General features: G+C 70.8%; 15 protein-coding genes and 1 pseudogene. 3 read left to right on the forward strand and 13 right to left on the reverse strand.

The genetic code is table 11. From position 1 onward, the window contains the following. Positions 1 to 72: 72 nt before the first annotated feature. Positions 73 to 834: an alpha/beta hydrolase gene (locus tag OG780_RS16420; protein WP_328448925.1), complete on the forward strand. Its 762-nt coding sequence runs from the start codon at positions 73 to 75 to the stop codon at positions 832 to 834. Between the two features lie 63 nt (positions 835 to 897). Here OG780_RS16420 and OG780_RS16425 read toward each other — a convergent pair whose 3' ends face one another. After that, the gene (locus tag OG780_RS16425; protein WP_328448926.1) at positions 898 to 1,860 is read right to left on the reverse strand and encodes a LysR family transcriptional regulator; all 963 of its coding nucleotides are present in this window, start codon (positions 1,858 to 1,860) and stop codon (positions 898 to 900) included. Between the two features lie 62 nt (positions 1,861 to 1,922). Between OG780_RS16425 and OG780_RS16430 the strand changes: the two genes are divergently transcribed. After that, a complete protein-coding gene (locus tag OG780_RS16430; RefSeq protein ID WP_328448928.1) occupies positions 1,923 to 3,230 on the forward strand; it encodes an MFS transporter in 1,308 nt (435 codons plus the stop codon). A 204-nt stretch (positions 3,231 to 3,434) separates the two neighbouring features. Then, entirely contained in the window at positions 3,435 to 4,493 is a 1,059-nt protein-coding gene (locus OG780_RS16435; protein WP_328448929.1) for a sigma-70 family RNA polymerase sigma factor, read from the forward strand. 39 nt (positions 4,494 to 4,532) lie between these two features. Here OG780_RS16435 and OG780_RS16440 read toward each other — a convergent pair. From OG780_RS16440 to OG780_RS16495, 12 genes and pseudogenes are all read right to left on the reverse strand, one after another. Then, a pseudogene (locus OG780_RS16440) lies at positions 4,533 to 4,772 on the reverse strand (STAS domain-containing protein); the annotation flags it as partial. A 54-nt stretch (positions 4,773 to 4,826) separates the two neighbouring features. Next, the gene (locus OG780_RS16445; RefSeq protein WP_328448930.1) at positions 4,827 to 5,411 is read right to left on the reverse strand and encodes a Uma2 family endonuclease; all 585 of its coding nucleotides are present in this window, start codon (positions 5,409 to 5,411) and stop codon (positions 4,827 to 4,829) included. 95 nt (positions 5,412 to 5,506) lie between these two features. Further along, the gene (locus OG780_RS16450) at positions 5,507 to 6,790 is read right to left on the reverse strand and encodes a thymidine phosphorylase (RefSeq protein ID WP_328448932.1); all 1,284 of its coding nucleotides are present in this window, start codon (positions 6,788 to 6,790) and stop codon (positions 5,507 to 5,509) included. Between the two features lie 65 nt (positions 6,791 to 6,855). After that, positions 6,856 to 7,269, reverse strand: a complete 414-nt coding sequence (locus OG780_RS16455; protein WP_328448935.1) for a cytidine deaminase — start codon at positions 7,267 to 7,269, stop codon at positions 6,856 to 6,858. Continuing rightward, positions 7,266 to 8,531, reverse strand: a complete 1,266-nt coding sequence (locus OG780_RS16460) for an ABC transporter permease (RefSeq protein WP_328448937.1) — start codon at positions 8,529 to 8,531, stop codon at positions 7,266 to 7,268. Before OG780_RS16460 ends, OG780_RS16455 begins: the two co-directional genes overlap by 4 nt. Further along, entirely contained in the window at positions 8,528 to 9,652 is a 1,125-nt protein-coding gene (locus OG780_RS16465; RefSeq protein WP_326785888.1) for an ABC transporter permease, read from the reverse strand. The genes OG780_RS16460 and OG780_RS16465 overlap by 4 nt, the downstream gene beginning before the upstream one ends. Continuing rightward, positions 9,652 to 11,343 (reverse strand): ABC transporter ATP-binding protein, encoded by a 1,692-nt coding sequence (locus OG780_RS16470; RefSeq protein WP_328458172.1) that lies wholly within the window; start codon positions 11,341 to 11,343, stop codon positions 9,652 to 9,654. The genes OG780_RS16465 and OG780_RS16470 overlap by 1 nt, the downstream gene beginning before the upstream one ends. A gap of 243 nt (positions 11,344 to 11,586) precedes the next feature. Further along, on the reverse strand, positions 11,587 to 12,639 hold the full coding sequence (locus OG780_RS16475; RefSeq protein WP_328448940.1) for a BMP family lipoprotein: 1,053 nt from the start codon (positions 12,637 to 12,639) through the stop codon (positions 11,587 to 11,589). Positions 12,640 to 12,977: 338 nt separating this feature from the next. Beyond that, positions 12,978 to 14,036: a BMP family lipoprotein gene (locus OG780_RS16480; protein ID WP_328448942.1), complete on the reverse strand. Its 1,059-nt coding sequence runs from the start codon at positions 14,034 to 14,036 to the stop codon at positions 12,978 to 12,980. A gap of 339 nt (positions 14,037 to 14,375) precedes the next feature. Further along, positions 14,376 to 15,599, reverse strand: a complete 1,224-nt coding sequence (locus tag OG780_RS16485) for a M20 family metallopeptidase (RefSeq protein ID WP_328458174.1) — start codon at positions 15,597 to 15,599, stop codon at positions 14,376 to 14,378. A gap of 582 nt (positions 15,600 to 16,181) precedes the next feature. Further along, positions 16,182 to 16,964: a phosphate ABC transporter ATP-binding protein PstB gene (pstB, locus tag OG780_RS16490; protein WP_328458176.1), complete on the reverse strand. Its 783-nt coding sequence runs from the start codon at positions 16,962 to 16,964 to the stop codon at positions 16,182 to 16,184. A 260-nt stretch (positions 16,965 to 17,224) separates the two neighbouring features. Beyond that, entirely contained in the window at positions 17,225 to 18,133 is a 909-nt protein-coding gene (locus tag OG780_RS16495) for a sortase (RefSeq protein WP_328448944.1), read from the reverse strand. Positions 18,134 to 18,223 lie beyond the last annotated feature (90 nt).

The following is an 18,223-nucleotide window of genomic DNA, read 5'->3' on the forward strand; positions in this document are numbered from 1 at the left end:
CGAATCCGTCGATACGTAACGGTGACCGTGCGGACGGGTGGCGTACACCCTTGCTTCTGACACTGTTCTGTCATGGCACAGCAAGCGACGCCGGTTCGCAGGGCCCGGCTGGGGAGGGCGCTCGGCCCCGAGCCGACGGCGGTCAGCGGAGTTGTTCTGCTGCTGCCGGGCGGCGAGGAGACCTCGGCCCGAAGACCCTCCCCCATGATGGCGACCGCCTCCGTACGCGCGCTCGGGCGCCGGCTGACCCGCGCCGGACGCGCGGAAGGCCTGGTCAGCCACGTGGTGCACTACCGGGTACGCGGCTGGAACGGCAGCGAGGCCCATCTCGCGTCCGACGCGTACTGGGCCGCGGACGAGGTCGTCCGCCGTTACGGCGACGTGCCCGTGTGTCTGGCGGGCATCGACATGGGCGGCCGGGCGGCGCTGCGCGCGGGCGGACACGCGGCCGTCAACTCCGTGCTGGCGCTGGCACCCTGGCTGCCGGAGGACGATGTCGCGGCGCCACCCGAACCGGTGAAACAGCTCGCCGGGCGGCGCGTGCTGATCGTGCACGGCACCAACGACGCGCGCACCGACCCGGAGCTGTCCTTCCGGCTCGCCGCGCGCGCGAAGAAGGCCAACCACGGCATCTGCCGCTTCGAGGTCCACTCGGACGGGCACGCGCTGCACCAGCACCGGCACGAAGTCCTCGCCCTCGCGGAGGACTTCGTGCTGGGCTCGCTGTTCGGCCACTCATACTCGCGCCCGGTCGAGGACGCCTTCGCCGCACCGCCGCCCCTGGGCCTGCGGATGCCGCTCGCGGCGGGCTTCGGGCAGTCGTTGCGCCGGTAGCCCGGCAGCGGGTGGCCCGGCAGCGAGGCAGCGGAGTCACTCGTGGAGGAGTCGCCCGGAGGCTCAGTCGGGCAGCAGGTGGCCGCGGCGGGAGAGCAGGAACTTCTTGAAGGCGGCCACCGGCGGGGTGTCCGGGTGGCCGTCCAGCCAGGCGACGCCGATCTCGCGCACGGCGCGCGGGGCGGTGACCGTGAGTTCGACGACTCCCGGACGGGCGACGGCCGGTGGCGGCAGCAGGGCGACGCCGAGGCCGGCGGCGACCAGGCCCCGGAGCGTCTCCGCCTCCTCCCCCTCGAAGGCGATGCGCGGCCGGAACCCCGCCTCCTGGCACAGATCGTCGGTGATGCGGCGCATCCCGTAGCCGGGCTCCAGGGTCACGAAGGTCTCGTCGGCCGCCTCGGCGAGCCGGACACGCCTGCGCGCGGCGAGCGGGTGGTCGGCGGGCACGACCAGACGGAGCTTCTGCTCGTCGAGCCGGCGGCCCACCAGATCGGGCGCGTCCGGCACGGGCGAGGTCAGACACAGGTCCAGTTCGCCCGACCGCAGCCGCTCCAGCATGGCCTCCCCGTAGTTCTGCACGAGGCTGAAGCGGACGCCCGGGTGGTCGGCGCGGAACGCGCGGATCAGCCCCGGCACCGTCTCCGATCCCATCGTGTGCAGAAAGCCGAAGGCGACCTTGCCGGTGGCCGGGTCGGCGTCCGCGCGCACCTCGTCGGCGGCGCGCTCGACCTCGGCGAGGGCCCGTTCCACGGAGGCGAGGAAGGTGCGGCCGGCCGGGGTCAGCGACACGGTCCGGCCACGGCGCGCGAACAGGTCGACTCCCAGGTCCTGTTCGAGCCGGACCATGGCCCGGGACAGGGTCGACTGCGGGACCCCCATCTGCTCCGCGGCCCGGGTGACGTGCTCGGTGCGGGCGACACCGGCGAAGTACGCCAGGCGCGGGGCGAGCAGTCTCGCGAAGTGCGCGCCGTCTTCTGTGTCACTGAACGGTGACAGGTGAGCCTGTGACCTCTGCTGATGCACCATGGGAACGATTATGGCGATTCCATGCATTGGACGGATGAACGACGGGTCCTTAGGTTCGAGGCATGCCTTCCGCCAGTACCGGGGCGCCCACCGCCGTGGGCGCCGCCGCCTCCGCTCCCGTCACCGTCTCCGTCCCCACCGCCACCGTCGCCGCGGATTCCCGCATGGCCCCCGGCGGGCCGGGCTACCGCCGGATGAGCTTCGCGCTCTTCCTCTCGGGCGTCGCGACCTTCGCGCTCCTCTACTCCACCCAGGCCCTGCTCCCGCTGGTCTCCTCGGACTTCGGGGTCAGCGCGAGCGAGGCGAGCTGGACGGTGTCGGCCGCGACGGGCGGGCTCGCGCTGTTCGTCCTGCCGATGAGCGCGCTGTCGGAGCGCTTCGGACGGCGTACGTTGATGACGGCGTCCCTGGCGGTGGCGGTCACCGTGGGTCTGCTGGTGCCCTTCGCGCCGTCGATCGGCGCGCTGGTGGTGCTGCGGGCGGTGCAGGGCGCGGCGCTCGCGGGACTCCCGGCGTCGGCGACGGCGTACCTGGCGGAGGAGGTCCGCCCCAAGGCGCTGATCACCGCGATCGGCCTGTTCGTCGCGGGCAACAGCGTCGGCGGGATGAGCGGCCGGATCATCACCGGCTGGGTGGCGCAGGAATGGGGCTGGCGGGTGGCCGTCGGCACGATCGGGCTGATCGCCGTGGGCTGCGCGGTGGCCTTCCGGATGCTGCTTCCGGCACCGCGGCACTTCGCGCGGGGTTCGCTGCGACCCCGGGTGCTGGCCCGCACGGTGCGCGACCACCTCGCGAACCCGCTGCTGTGCCGGCTGTACGCGATCGGCGCGCTGTTCATGATGGTGTTCGGCGGGGTCTACACGGTCATCGGCTACCGCCTCGGCGAGGCGCCGTTCTCGCTCCCTCAGGGCATCGTCGGCTCGGTCTTCCTCGTCTATCTCGTCGGTACGGTGTCGGCGTCGACGGCGGGCCGTCTCGCCGGCCGCCTCGGCCGCCGCGGCTCCCTCTATCTGGCGGGCGCCACCACGACGGCCGGGCTGCTCCTGTCCCTGGCCGGTTCCCTGGTGCTGGTCCTGCTCGGCCTGGTCCTGATCACCGCGGGCTTCTTCGCGGGCCACGCGGTGGCGTCGTCGTCGGTGAGCCACACCGCGAAGACCGGGCGGGCGCAGGCCTCGGCCCTCTACCAGTCCGCGTACTACATCGGCTCCAGCGCCGGCAGCACGCTGGGCGCGGTCGCCTTCCACGCGGGGGGATGGGCGGGCACGGTGGCCATGGGGCTGTTCGCGGTGCTCGGAGTCGTCTCGATCACCCTGTTCGGCTCCCGCGCGGCCCGTACCGCCTCGCGCCGCGCGCCCGTGCCGGCCCACTGAGGCCGCCCTGTCCGGGACCCACTGAGGCCCGGGGCGGGGCCCGCTGAGGTCCCGGACGGCCATCAGACCCGGATCACTCTCTGGAACACCCCTGTGACCTGCTGCTTTCCCCGCTCCGCCAGCCATTGTCAGTGGGCTGCGGTAGCTTCCGAAGTGCCGGCGCGATGACGCGCGAATCAAAAAGGCCACAGGGGTGGGTTGGCGATGAGCGAGGGTACGGCGACGACGACGGACCTGGACGTCCGGCTGGAGAAACACCGCGTCGAGCTGACCGGGTACTGCTACCGCATGCTCGGCTCGTCCTTCGAGGCCGAGGACGCGGTGCAGGACACGATGGTCCGGGCCTGGCGCAGCTACGACAAGTTCGAGGGCCGCTCCTCGATGCGGTCCTGGCTGTACCGGATCGCGACGAACGTGTGTCTGGACATGCTCAACGCGGGCAACCGAAGGGCTCGTCCGATGGATCTCACTGCTCCCTCGCCGCTCTCCCAGGCCGCGCTCACCCCCCGTCCGGACAACACCTGGCTGGAACCGATGCCCGACGGCCGTGTGCTGCCGTCGAGCGATGACCCGGCGGAGGCCGCGGTCGCCAAGGAGTCCGTGCGCCTGGCCTTCATGGCGGCCCTCCAGAAGCTTCCGCCCAAGCAGCGCGCGGTGCTCATCCTGCGCGAGGTCCTCGCGTGGCGGGCGAGCGAGGTCGCCGAACTGCTCGGGACCACGGTCGCCTCGGTCAACAGCGCCCTCCAGCGGGCCCGCGCCACCCTCGCTGAGAACGACGGGACGGGCGCGGACGCCGCGACCTCCGACCCGCTCGACGAGGAGCAGCAGAAGCTCCTCGAACGCTACGTGGCGGCGTTCGAGGGGTACGACATGACGGCTCTGACGGCGCTCCTGCACGAGGACGCGGTCATGACGATGCCGCCGTTCGACCTGTGGCTGCGGGGCCCGCAGGACATCACCGGCTTCATGACGACGCTGGGCGCGGCCTGCGCGGACTCGCGCCTGATCCCGGTGGAGGTCAACGGCCTGCCGGGGTTCGCGCAGTACAAGCCGGACGAGGAGGCGGGCGGCCACACGCCCTGGTCGGTGCAGGTGCTGGAGATCTCAAAGGGCCGCATCTCCGGGTTCCACTTCTTCCTGGACACGGCCCGCTGGTTCCCGCTCTTCGGACTCCCCCTCCATCTCGACGGGCCCGAAGCTCCCGGAGTCGGCGGGACCGGCGCCGTCGCAGGTCTCGAAGCGGAGGCCGACGAGGTCGAGTAGGGCGCGCAGTGCCGGGTCCGGGCCGGCGAGGCGTATCCGGCCTCCCGCCCGGCGGGCCGCCAGTTCCATGCGGGCCAGTGCGTCGACGGCGGTGAGGCCGGGTGGCCCGAGGCCCGCGACATCGCAGACCACGACCCCGGCGCCGGTCGTCCCGAGGAGCGCCCGGACAGCCTCGCAGAGCCGGGGCACCTCGCCCGGGGCGACGAGTCCGGGCATCACGAGCACGGCCGGTTTGACGGAATCCACGCTCAGTAGACCGGCCGGGGACTCCGAACTCATCGCGGACGCCCGGAAAGCAAGCCGCGACCCGCGCTCCGTGCCTCGGGGCTCCGCTCAGTCCTCGGAGAACTCGCCGGTGTCGATGACGAGGTCGAAGGGCGCGGGCAGCTTGACGGGCTCGCCGAACTTGGCGGTGTTGAGGGGGCGGTGGACATCGCCCTTGGGGTCCCCGAAGAGGGTCACGCTGGGACCGTCGGGTGCCCAGCGGTCGACGAGGAGGTAGAGCGGGATGCCCGCGGCGGCATAGGCGGCGGGCTTGCTGACGCGGTCGTGGCGGGCGTTGGTCTTCGAGGTGACCTCGAAGACCAGTTCGGCGAGCCCGGCCGGAATGTGGGTGTCCGTGTCCGTACCTTCCCGCACCGGAGCAACCACGATGTCCGGGACGAGCATGCCCAGACGCGACGGCACGGCGATGGCCAGGGTCTGGAAGACCTCCCAGTCCTCAGGGATCACCGAGTAGAGGCGACGCTGGATGCGAGCCGCGATCACGTTGTGACGGTATGCGGGAGCAGGTGACACGGTGATGATCCCCTCAATGATCTCCACCTTGCTGCCCTCGGGCCATTCCATCTCCTCCCAGAACCGGACGAGGTCGTCCCAGCTCTGCTCGGGGTCCTGGCTCACGGTGAGTGCGCTCATGGCGGTCTCCTATCGGTGCGTCACCGAGCACGGCATGCCGAACGGGACCGGTGGAGGTCCACCGATCCCGTTCGCCCGAAGGAGGAAACCGCAGGTCAGGCGATACGGTCCAGCACGATCGGGGTGGCCTTGAAGTCGGTGCCGGCCACGGCGATGTCGTACGAGCCCTCGACGGCCTGGAGCGCGTAGTCGAAGCGGTCCGGGGTGTCCGTGTGGAGGGTCAGCAGGGGCTGGCCCGCCGTGACGGTGTCCCCGGGCTTGGCGTGCAGCTCGACACCCGCGCCGGCCTGCACCGGGTCCTCCTTGCGGGCGCGTCCGGCGCCCAGGCGCCAGGCGGCGATGCCGATGTCGTACGCGTCGAGGCGGGTCAGCACGCCGGAGGCCGAGGCGGTCACGACGTGCTGCTCGCGGGCGACGGGCAGCGCGGCGTCCGGGTCGCCGCCCTGCGCGGCGATCATGCGGCGCCACACGTCCATGGCGGAGCCGTCGGCGAGGGCCTTCGCCGGGTCGGCGTCCTTGATCCCGGCCGCGTCGAGCATCTCGCGCGCCAGGGCGATGGTGAGCTCGACGACGTCTGCGGGGCCGCCGCCGGCGAGGACCTCGACGGACTCGCGGACCTCCAGGGCGTTGCCGGCGGTCAGGCCGAGCGGCGTCGACATGTCGGTGAGGAGCGCGACCGTCTTCACTCCGTGGTCGGTGCCGAGGCCCACCATCGTGGAGGCCAGCTCGCGGGCGTCCTCGATGGTCTTCATGAAGGCGCCGGTGCCGACCTTCACGTCGAGGACCAGCGAGCCGGTGCCCTCGGCGATCTTCTTGGACATGATGGAGGAGGCGATGAGCGGGATCGCCTCGACCGTGCCGGTGACGTCGCGGAGCGCGTAGAGCTTCTTGTCGGCGGGGGCGAGTCCGTCGCCGGCCGCGCAGATGACCGCGCCCGTGGTGTCGAGGACGTGCAGCATCTCCTCGTTCGAGAGCAGCGCGCGCCAGCCCGGGATCGACTCCAGCTTGTCCAGGGTGCCGCCGGTGTGGCCGAGGCCGCGTCCGGAGAGCTGGGGCACCGCGGCACCGCAGGCGGCGACGAGCGGGGCCAGCGGAAGGGTGATCTTGTCGCCGACGCCGCCGGTGGAGTGCTTGTCGGCGGTCGGGCGGGACAGGGAGGAGAACTCCATGCGCTCGCCCGAGGAGATCATCGCGGCCGTCCAGCGGGCGATCTCACGGCGGTTCATGCCGTTGAGCAGGATCGCCATGTTGAGCGCGGCCATCTGGTAGTCGGCGACCTCACCGCGGGTGTACGCGTCGATGACCCAGTCGATCTGCGGATCACTGAGTTCGGCACGGTCCCGCTTGGTGCGGATGACGGAGACGGCGTCCATGGCCATGGCGTTCCTTCCGAAAGATGAGCGGCCCCTCCCCGGCGTCAGCCGGTCGGAGGGGCCGCGGGGCATTACTTGGTGAGATGGCCCGGCCCGAAGGCCTGCGGCAGCATCTCGGACAGGGGCACGAGCCCGCCCGGTGTCTCCAGGATCAGTTCCTCGCCGCCGAACTCGAACAGAAGCTGTCGGCAGCGTCCGCACGGGACGAGGATCTCGCCCTGCCCGTCGACACACGTGAAGTGCGTCAGCCGGCCGCCTCCGGTGGCCCGCAGTTCGGAGACCAGACCGCACTCGGCGCACAGGCCGAGGCCGTAGGAGGCGTTCTCGACGTTGCAGCCGGAGACGATCCGGCCGTCGTCGACGCGGGCGGCGGCGCCGACGGGGAAGTCCGAGTAGGGGGCGTACGCACGGCTCATCGCCGTACGGGCCACCTCCCGCAGCTCCTCCCAGTCGACGTCCGCGGAGTCCGCGCCGGCGGCCGTCACTTCCCCTGTCCCTTCCGGTACGGCAGGCCGTCCGCCTTCGGCATGCGCAGGCGCTGCGCCGACAGGGAGAGGACGAGGAGGGTGATGACGTACGGGGTGGCGGAGACGATCTGGCTGGGCACCTCGTTGGTCGTGGCGTACCAGAGGAACACGAGGACGCCGATGACCAGGGTGATGACGGCGGACACGTACTTCTTCTTGACCGCGAGCCAGATCGCGCCGATGGCGAGCAGGATGGCGCCGAGCAGCAGCAGGGCGTGGACGTTCTCGGAGCCGCCGCGCAGGTTGAGGCTGTCGGTGTAGCCGAACAGGACCGCGCCCAGGGCGAGCCCGCCGGGCATCCAGTTGCCGAAGATCATCGCCGCGAGACCGATGTAACCGCGGCCGGCTGTCTGGCCCTCCAGGTAGAAGGGGTTGGCGACGATGGAGAGGAAGACTCCGCCGAGGCCGGCCAGACCGCCGGAGATGATCACGGCGATGTACTTGTACTTGTAGACGTTCACGCCGAGCGACTCGGAGGCGACAGGGTTCTCACCGCAGGAGCGCAGGCGCAGGCCGAACGGGGTGCGCCACAGGATCCACCAGGTGGCGGGGATCAGCGCGACGGCGATCAGGGTCAGCCAGGAGACGTCGGTGACCAGACCGCCGAGCAGACCCGCGATGTCCGAGACGAAGAACCAGCCCTTGGAGTTCAGGGTGGCGAGCCAGTCGGAGAGCCCCGGCACGGTGAACTGGCCGAGCGACTCGACCGGCGGGGACTGCTTGGCCGAGCCGCCCGGGACGCCCACGAAGGCGAGCGGGGAGAGGTAACGGGTGACGCCGAGCGCCAGGATGTTGATGGCCACACCGGAAACGATGTGGTTGACGTTGAAGCTGACCGTCATGATCGCGTGCAGCAGACCGCCGACGGCGCCGCCGATGACGCCGACCAGGATGCCGGTCCACGGGCCCCACTGGTAACCGGCCCAGGCGCCGAACCAGGTGCCGAGGATCATCATGCCTTCGAGGCCGATGTTGACGACGCCGGCGCGCTCGGCCCACAGACCGCCGAGACCGGCCAGGCCGATCGGGACGGCCAGTTCGAGCGCGGTCGACATCTGGCTGACGTTGGTGATGCCGTCCGCGCCGGTGATGATGCGGACGATCGAGGTCAGCGCCAGGCCGCCCGCGATCACCAGCAGGAGGACGGGGAGCGACATCCGACGGCTCTTGGGAGCCCCGGGCTGCAGCGTGGGCTGGTTGACGTCGGTTGCGGTGGTCATCGGCCCGCCACCTCCTTCTTGGTGTTGTCGGTTCCGCCGAGGACGTTGCCCGCGGCGAGTTCGGCGCCGACGCGGCGCTGCTGGCGGCGCAGACCCCACTCGCGCACGGCCTCGTACGAGACCACGACCGCGATCACGATCAGGCCCTGCATGATGACCGCGATCTCCTTGTCGTACCCGTGGAAGTCGAGCTCGGGCGAGGACTTGTCGAGCCAGGCCCACAGCAGGGACGCGAAGGCGATGCCGACGGGGCTGTTGCGGCCGAGCAGCGCGATACCGATACCGAGGAAGCCGATGCCGGTCGGGAAGTTCAGGCTGTACGTGTGGGTGTCTCCGAGGAGGATCGGCAGACCCGCGAGACCGGCGATGCCGCCGGAGAGCAGCATCGCGGTGAGCACCATGCGCTTGGGGTCGACACCACTGGCCGCGGCGGCGGACTCGGAGGCGCCGGAGGCGCGCAGGTCGAAGCCGAAGCGGGTGCGGTTCAGGACGATCCAGTAGCCGATGCCGAGGACCACGGCGAGGACGACCAGACCGTAGATCTCGCCCGCGTCGCCCATGCTGAAGCCGGGGATCCAGCCGGACTTGTGCATCTCGCCGGTGGTGTTGTTGTTGCCGAGCTTGACGCCGAAGACGTCGGGCAGCCACAGGTAGGCGATGACGGAGGTCGCGATCGCGTTCAGCATGATCGTCGCGACGACCTCGCTGACCCCGCGGGTGACCTTGAGGACACCGGCGATACCGGCCCAGAACGCGCCGGTGCAGATGGCGGTCACCATAAGCAGCGGGACCTGGAGCACGGCCGGCAGCGCGACGTGCGCGCCGACGATCGCGGCCATCATGGCGGCGAGCTGGTACTGGCCGTCGACACCGATGTTGAACAGGTTCATCCGGAAGCCGATGGCCACCGCCAGCGCCGCGATGTAGTACAGCGAGGCCTGGTTGATGATCAGGACCTGGATGTCGGAGTACGTCGCCTGCTGGAACATGATCGTGTACGGCTCGATCGGGTTCTTCCCCGAGGCGAGCAGCACGATCGAGGTCAGCGCCACGGCGACGACGAGCGCGATGACCGGTCCGGCCACCCCGAGGAGCAGGCGCTCCTTGTCGAACTTCTTCATCAGCGGGCCTCGTCTTCCGGGGCGTCCGCCGGGTTCTCGGCGGGCTCTTCGAGCTCGGCCGCTTCGGCGAGCTCCTCGTTCTCCAGGTGTCCGGAGGCGGCACCGGTCATGGCCGAGCCGAGTTCCTCCGGGGTGATGGTGGCCGGGTCCGCGTCCGCGACCAGCTTGCCGTTGTAGATCACCCGGAGCGTGTCGGACAGGCCGATGAGCTCGTCCAGGTCCGCGGAGATCAGCAGGACGGCGAGTCCTTCACGGCGCGCCGCGCGGATCTGGTCCCAGATCTGCGCCTGCGCGCCGACGTCCACACCGCGGGTGGGGTGGGCGGCGATCAGGAACTTCGGCTTGTGGCTCATCTCGCGGCCGACGATCAGCTTCTGCTGATTGCCGCCGGACAGGGAGGCCGCGGTGACGTCGATGCCGGGGGTGCGCACGTCGTATTCCTCGACGATGCGGCGGGTGTCCTGCTGGGCGCCCTTGATGTCGATCCAGATGCCCTTGGCGTTGGGCGTCTCGGTGACATGGCCGAGGATGCGGTTCTCCCAGAGCGGGGCTTCCAGGAGGAGGCCGTGGCGGTGGCGGTCCTCAGGGATGTAGCCGATGCCGTTCTCGCGGCGCTTGCGCGTGGACATCCCGGTGATGTCGTCGCCCGCGAAGCGGATGACACCGGTGTCGGCGGCCTTCAGGCCGATCAGCGCGTCGATGAGCTCGGTCTGGCCGTTGCCCTCGACACCCGCGATGCCCATCACCTCACCGGCGTGGATGGTGAAGGAGACATGGTCGAGCACGAGCCGTACTTCGCCGCGCTCCACCTGGTCCATGAGCAGGGCCGCCGAGCCCTTGCCCATCGACACCGAGCCCTTGGCGAAGACCGTCAGGTCCTCGACCTCGATCACGGCCCGGTCGGTGACCGTCGACTCGGACGTCTCCGGCGTCGGCAGCTCGCTGCCGACCATCAGCTCGGCGAGCTGACGCGGGGTCGTCTCGGACGGCACGGCGGTGCCGACCGTCGTACCGCGCCGGATGACCGTGATGTCGTCGGCGACGGAGAGGACCTCGCCCAGCTTGTGCGAGATGAAGATGACCGACAGGCCCTCGGCCTTGAGTTCGCGCAGGTTGTCGAAGAGTGCGTCGACCTCCTGCGGCACGAGGACGGCGGTGGGCTCGTCCAGGATCAGGATGCGGGCACCGCGGTAGAGGACCTTGAGGATCTCCACACGCTGCCGGTCGGCGACACCGAGCTCCTCGACGAGGACGTCGGGGCGGGCTCCGAGGCCGTAGCGCTCGGAGAGCTCCACGATCTTGCGGCGGGCCTTGGCGCCGATCCCGTACAGCTTCTCGCTGCCGAGGACGACGTTCTCCAGGACGGTGAGGTTGTCGGCCAGCATGAAGTGCTGGTGGACCATGCCGATGCCGCGGGCGATGGCCTCGCCCGGCGACGAGAAGGTGACCTGTTCGCCGTCGACGGCGATGGTGCCCTCGTCCGGCTTCTGCATGCCGTAGAGAATCTTCATCAGCGTCGACTTGCCGGCGCCGTTCTCGCCGACGAGGGCGTGCACGGTGCCCTTGCGGACGCTGAGGTGGATGTCGTGGTTGGCCACGACGCCAGGGAATCGCTTCGTGATCCCGGCGAGTTCGACAGCGGTCGCCTGACCGTTGACCGCGCCGGCCGGAGGGCTGCTGGACGCGTTGATGGCGCACTCTCCTGAGGGAAAGGGGGTCGTCTACGCGCGTAGCGCCCCTACGGCAACGAAAGGGGCCACAGGCCGCGAGAACGGGATACGTGGAGCAAGACTCCTCGTATCCCGTTGAGCGGACGTAACCCCGCGGTTACCAAGCGGCTCCGGGGCAGAACAGGCGCCTCTCCGTGCCGGCCGGCACGAAGACTTGCCCGAACTTCCCCGGGACCGCATTGGCTGCTCCTGAGGTACTGCTCGTCAGCTGGTCTTGACCTTGATCGCACCGCTGATGATCTTCTCCTGGGCGGCCTTGACGGCGTCCTGGATCGCGGTGTTGCTCTTGTAGGCCGGGTTGGAGTCGGCCAGGCCGACCTCACCGGACTTCAGATCGCCCCGAACGATACCGCTCTCGGGCTTGCCGTCCTCGACCGACTTCGCCAGGGAGTAGACCGCCTTGGCGACGTCCTTGGTCGCGGAGGTCAGGATCGCGTCCTTGTACTGGGCCAGCGCTGCCTGCATGTACTGGTCGGAGTCGACACCGATCGCCAGCACCTTCTTGGCGGAGGCGGCCTCGATGACACCCTGGCCGGACAGACCGGCCGCGGCGTAGACGACGTCGGCCTTCTTCTCGATCTGGCCCTCGGCAGCGGCCTTACCCTTGTCCGGGCTGGAGAAACCACCCTCCTGGGCGGTCTGCGTCAGGTACTGCGAGAGGACCTTGACGCCGGGCTTGGTGTCCTTGACACCCTGCTCGAAGCCCGCCTCGAACTTGTGGATCAGCGGAACGTCCACACCGCCCACGAAGCCGACGGTGTTGGTCTTGGTGGCCTTGGCGGCGGTGACGCCGGCGAGGTAGGAGGCCTCCTGCTCGGAGAAGACCAGGTCCGCGACGTTCGCTGCCTCGACGGAGGAGTCGTCGACGATGCCGAAGGTGGTCTTCGGGAACTTCGCCGCGGCGGCCTTGACGGCCGGGCCGTAGGCGTAGCCGATGCCGATGACCGGGTTGTAGCCCTGCTTGGCCAGGGAGACCAGACGCTGGGTCTTGTCCGCGTCCGTCTCACCGTCGGTGGGCTCGACGTCAGCGGTGTCGTACTTGAACTCGCCCTTCGCCTTCTTCAGACCCTCGAACGCGGCGTCGTTGAAGGACTGGTCGCCCTTGCCGCCGACGTCGTACGCGATGGCGAGGCCCTTGTTACCGCCCTTGGAGTCCGAGGAGGACGAGGAGGTCGAGGTGCCGCCACAGGCGGACAGAGCGAGGGCGAGAGAGGCGGTCGCAGTGCCTGCGAGCGCGATGCGGGTAACCCGGCGCATTACATGTGCTCCTGTCGTTCAGCGCCTGACGGTTCAGCTTCGGCGCTGGCTTCGCCGCAGATTAACGCGCGTAGACCAACTAGAAAACCCCTTCTGTCCACCTTGTTATCCGGCTGTGCTCGACGCCACGTGCCCACGGGCCCGGGACACGCCGATCGCGAAGGAAAAGTGGCGGGGGGGGGTGAACCCGCGAGCGGCCCCTGAGCGGACAGCGGAACGGGCGGGCACCTGGGGTGCCCGCCCGTTCCGCTGTACTTCGATCGTGCCGGCCCGCCGGGGCGGGGAGAGGCGGTCCAAAGGCGGGCAGGGCCCGCCGCGGTCAGCCGCCACTCACACGACTACGAGGTCTTGACCTTGATGCTGCCGTCGATGATGGCCGCCTTGGCCTTGTCCACGGCGGCGGTGAGACCGGCGATCTCCGCCATCTTCGGGTTGCTGTCGGCGAGGCCGACACCGTTGACCTTGAGGTCGAAGGTCTGCGTGCCGGCCAGCGGCTTGCCGTCGTGGACCGACTTCGACAGCGTGTAGACCGCGCCGCCGACGTCCTTGAGCGCGGAGGTCAGGATCTTGTCCTTGTACTTGGCCAGCGCTTCCTGCTTGTACTGGTCGGAGTCGACGCCGATCGCCCACACGCCCGCCGCGGAGGCGGCCTCGATGACACCCTGACCCGAGAGGCCGGCCGCGGAGTACAGGACGTCCGCGCCCTTCTCGATCTGGCCCTCGGCTGCGGCCTTGCCCTTGTCGGGGCTGGAGAAGCCACCCTCGGCAGCGGTCTGCGTCAGGTACTGCGAGAGGACCTTGACGCCGGGCTTGGTGTCCTTGACGCCCTGCGTGTAGCCGGCCTCGAACTTGTGGATCAGCGGAACGTCCACACCGCCGATGAAGCCGACGGTGTTGCTCTTGGTGGCCTTGGCGGCGGCGACACCGGCGAGGTACGAGGACTCCTGCTCGGCGAAGACCAGGGAGGCCACGTTCTTGCCCTCGACGACCGAGTCCACGATGCCGAAGGTGGTCTTCGGGAACTTCGCGGCCGCCTTCTCCAGCGCGGGGCCGTAGGCGAAGCCGATGCCGATGACCGGGTTGTAGCCCTGCTTGGCGAGCGACTCCAGACGCTGCTGCTTGTCGGCGTCCGTCTCGTTGTCGGTGGGCTCGACGTCGGCCGTCTGGTAGCCGAACTCCTTCTTCGCCTTCTCCAGACCGGAGAACGCGGCGTCGTTGAAGGACTGGTCACCCTTGCCGCCGACGTCGTACGCGATGGCGAGGCCCTTGTCCCCGCCGCTCTCGCTGCTGTTGCTGCTGCTGTTGCTGTCGCTGCTGGTCCCGCCGCAGGCGGTGGCGGCGAGTGCGAGCGACGCGACCCCCACCGCGATTCGGGTCAGGCTGGCTATCCGACGCATCTGAAGTTCCCCATTCTCCAAAGCCCCGCAGTGGGTGCTGAGTTCGGCGCACATTAACGCGCGTAGACCGTCCAGGGAACGGGGTTCCGCCTGGCCGTTATCCATTCGTGCCGGTGGCCGGTTACGTCCTTGTGAACCACGCGGCCGAAAGCCGTGTTCGGGGACGCAGTGCCCACCACGGCCGCCACAGGGCGATTCCGCAGAACGGACCCCCTGTGACGGAGCGGATGGTTCCCGCATCACGGAGTGACTGTTGTCGAAGAACTGCGGACCACGCTACTGCCGGGGGGCGGGGGACGCGACCGGAGTCACCCAGCCGTGTCCCGCCGCCCTCAGGCCTTAAACAAGGGGCTGGTCCAGGAGGGCCGCGGCGGTGAACATCTCGACGCCGACCGTGATCGCGTGCTCGTCGGCGTCGAAGTCGCCCCGGTGCAGATCGCGGGTGGTCCGGTCGCCGGGACGTCGCACCCCGAGCCGGGCCATCGCGCCGGGCACGTGCTCCAGGTACCAGGAGAAGTCCTCGCCGCCGAGGCTCTGCTCGGTGTCCTCGACGGAGTGCGCGCCGCGCCGGGCGGTCATGGCCTCGCGGAGCAGTTCGGTGACGGCCGGGTCGTTGACGACCGGCGGGACGCCCCGGATGTAGTTGATCTCGGACTTGGCGCGGTAGAGGTTCGCGATCTCGTCGATGGCCGCGTGGACGAGGTCGGGGGCGGCCCGCCAGGCGTCGAGGTCCAGGCAGCGGATCGTGCCGGACAGTTCGGCGTGCTGGGGGATCACGTTGCAGGCGTGCCCCGACTCGATGCGTCCCCAGGTCACCGCGAGTCCGCTGCGGGCGTCCACGCGTCGGGCGACGAGCGCCGGCACGTCGGTCACGACCCGCGCGGCGGCGGTGACGAGGTCAGTGGTGAGATGGGGGCGCGCGGTGTGGCCACCCGCGCCGTCGAGTGCGACTTCGAGCCGGTCGCACGCCGAGGTGATGGCGCCGTGGCGCAGTCCGATGCGCCCCGCGTCGACCTTCGGGTCGCAGTGCACGCCGACGATCCGCCCGACGCCTTCGAGCACGCCCGACTCGATCGCGTCCGGGGCACCGCCGGGCAGTACCTCCTCCGCGGGCTGGAAGATCAGCCGGACACGCCGGGGCAGCAGGCCCTGGGCGTGCAGGTCGGCGAGGACGAGACCGGCGCCGAGCACGACCGTCGTGTGGATGTCGTGACCGCAGGCGTGGGCGCGGTCGGGCACGGTCGAGCGGTACGCGCAGTCACTCTTCGTGTCCGGGATGGGCAGCGCGTCGATGTCGGCGCGCAGCGCCAGCATGGGACGTACGTCGTCCGCGTCCCCGATGTCACAGATGAGTCCCGTGCCGATGGAGAGAACCCGCGGCTGCAGGCCCGCCTGCTCCAGGCGCGCCTTGATCGCCGCGGTGGTGCGGAACTCCTGGTTGCCGAGCTCCGGGTGCATGTGCAAGTCGCGACGGAACGCCACGAGTTCGGCGCGCAGTGCCTCGGGCAGCGCGCCCGGGAGCAGCGGCTCCCCGGGGAGATCGGCCTCGGACTCTCGGGACATCAGTTGGTTCACCCTTTGAAGGGTAGGACGATCGGGCGGCCAACTAACCCACGATCAACAAAAGTTCAGCCCGTTAGGGGAAGAAAATCTGGCCGCGCGGCGCATGGTCGGCTACGAGGATGGGTAAACTCGCCCGGCTCTTCGGGCGTTTGGATCTTGAACGGGTGCGGGTGACCGGCTGTGATCCGACTCGGCGGGCGGCGTCCGCCGATGTGCACCGGAGAAGGCCCGGGGTTCCCGGGCTCGATCCCCTTCATGGTCTCCACGGTCTCACACCGACGCGCCCGGATCCCGGCGAGGTCACCGTCTCCGGCCATTTTCGGGTCACGTTCCGTCATGGGGCCCGGCGTGTCGGCGCCGGTGCCGGGCGGACGCCACGGGCCCGGGCCGGGCGGGACCGTTCGCGCTCCCGGCACGGGCGGGTGCGGGAGCCGCGCCGGCCCGCCCGGGTGGCGGGCCCGCTTCGGCGCGCGTGGGGCGGCGCGGGCGCACCGGCACAGGCGGGCCTGCGCGGGCGCGGTCGGGGCGGGCGGCCCGGTGCGGGCGGGGTCGGCGCCGACGGGCTCGGTGCGGGCGGGCGGCTCAGCCGAAGCGGCCTGCCACGTAGTCCGCGGTGCGCCGGTCCTTCGGGGTGCCGAAGATGTCGGTGGTGGGACCGTGCTCGACGATGCCGCCCGGGGTGCCCTGTTCGGCGAGGAAGAAGGCGCACCGCTGCGAGACGCGGGCCGCCTGCTGCATGTTGTGGGTGACGATCACGACGGTCACCTCGCCGGCGAGTTCGTGGATGGTCTCCTCGACGCGGCGGGTGGACGTCGGGTCGAGCGCCGAGCACGGCTCGTCCATCAGCAGCACCCGGGGCCGTACGGCGAGAGCGCGGGCGATGCACAGGCGTTGCTGCTGGCCTCCGGAGAGCGCGCCGCCGGGCTGCCGCAGCCGGTCCCGGACCTCTTTCCACAGGCCGGCCCGGGCCAGGCTCTCCTCGACCAGCTCGTCCTTCTCCCGGCGGCCCGCGCGGGTGCCGGTCAGACGCAGGCCCGCGACCACGTTGTCGTAGATCGACATGGCCGGGAACGGGTTCGGCTTCTGGAAGACCATGCCGATCCGGCGCCGGGCCTCGGTCAGCCGGCGCTCGGGGGCGTAGATGTCCTCGCCCTCGAAGAGCACCTCGCCGGCCATCGCGGCGGAGGGGATCAGCTCGTGCATCCGGTTGAGGGTGCGCAGGAAGGTCGACTTGCCGCAGCCGGAGGGGCCGATCAGGGCGGTGACCTGTCCGGCGGGCATCGTGAGGGACACGCGCTCCAGCACCAGGTGGCTGCCGAACCAGGCCGACACCTCGCGCGCGTCGAGCTCGGCGGGGGCGGCCACGGGCCGGGCCGGGAGCGTCCTGTCCGACGGGACGGGCGGCAGCACGACGGTGTCGGCCACGGCGGTCCCCGGGGCGATCACGGCGGTCGCGCCGGCCGGCGCACGGCCGGTCCCGGCGATGGCGGCCGGCACGCTGCCGGTCGGGGCGGTCTCGGTCGCGGCGTTGTCACGCGCGGCGGTCGCATCGGTCACGTCGGGCACCTCATGGCGGGATCGGTTCGGGCTCGGCTGGGGCACGGGGGTGGGGCCGGTCGGCGGTGTCACATCAGGTTCGGCAGCAGTTCGGTGACGCGGGTCGCGACCTGGAGGCCGAGAACGGCGACGACCGGTGCGAACACGATCCAGGTCTGGTGGCGGCCCCAGCGGTGCCAGGCCCACACCGCGGCGACCGCCACGGCGATCAGCGCCTGGAGCCACATCACCAGCGGCCACGGCACTCCGCCGGGCCTGGCCAGCGGCTGTTCGGACTCGGGAAGCGTGCCGGAGCGGATGACCGCGGCGGGGGTCTGCGCGGGTGCGGAGACCAGCTCGGCGTCGACGCGCAGCACTCCGCCGGGCATGAAGTCCGGCCCGGTGGCCGTGAGGAGGACCATGCGGCCCTTGCCCGCGTCGAGCGGGGCGGGCGCCGGGTCTCCGGCGCGCCGGACGCCGAAGACCTGGTACTTCGCCTTGCCCTGGCCGGTGGTCACGCTGAACGTGTCGCCTGCGGCGAGTTCGTCGAGGTGCTCGAAGGGACCGCCGTACGCGGCGGCGCGGCCCATCAGCACGCTGGTGCCGGCCTGCCCCGGCATCGGGGTGTCCCTGCGGTGGCCGGGGCCGTCGGTCATGACGCCGGAGTCGGTGCCCTCCAGGACCACCTGATGCACGTGCAGGGCGGGGATGTCGACGATCGCGACCGGGGTGCCGGGGGCGAGCAGGTCGCCCTGCTGGTCGGTCTGGGCCACCGGGGCGGTGCCCAGGGCCAGTTGGGCGCGCAGGGAGTCGTACGCGGTGTGCTGCGCCGCTCGTTCCTGGAGACCGCTGACGAACAGGAGTTGCGCGGTGAGGCCGAGCAGCAGGGCCGCGAGGGTGAGCAGGCCGCCGCGGGCGAGATGCCGGACGGCGGTGACGCTCCGGACGACCGGCCGCGGCACGGGTGTTGCGAGCGTGGTCTGTACGGCGACCGTCACGGCTGCACGTCTCCTTCACTCAACTCATGGAACGGGTGGGGCGGGAAGGGGTCCCGCCGGGGAGCGCCGCGCTGGGCGCCCCCGGCGGGG

Origin of the sequence: Streptomyces sp. NBC_00386, assembly GCF_036063235.1 — a bacterium.
GTDB lineage: Bacteria > Actinomycetota > Actinomycetes > Streptomycetales > Streptomycetaceae > Streptomyces.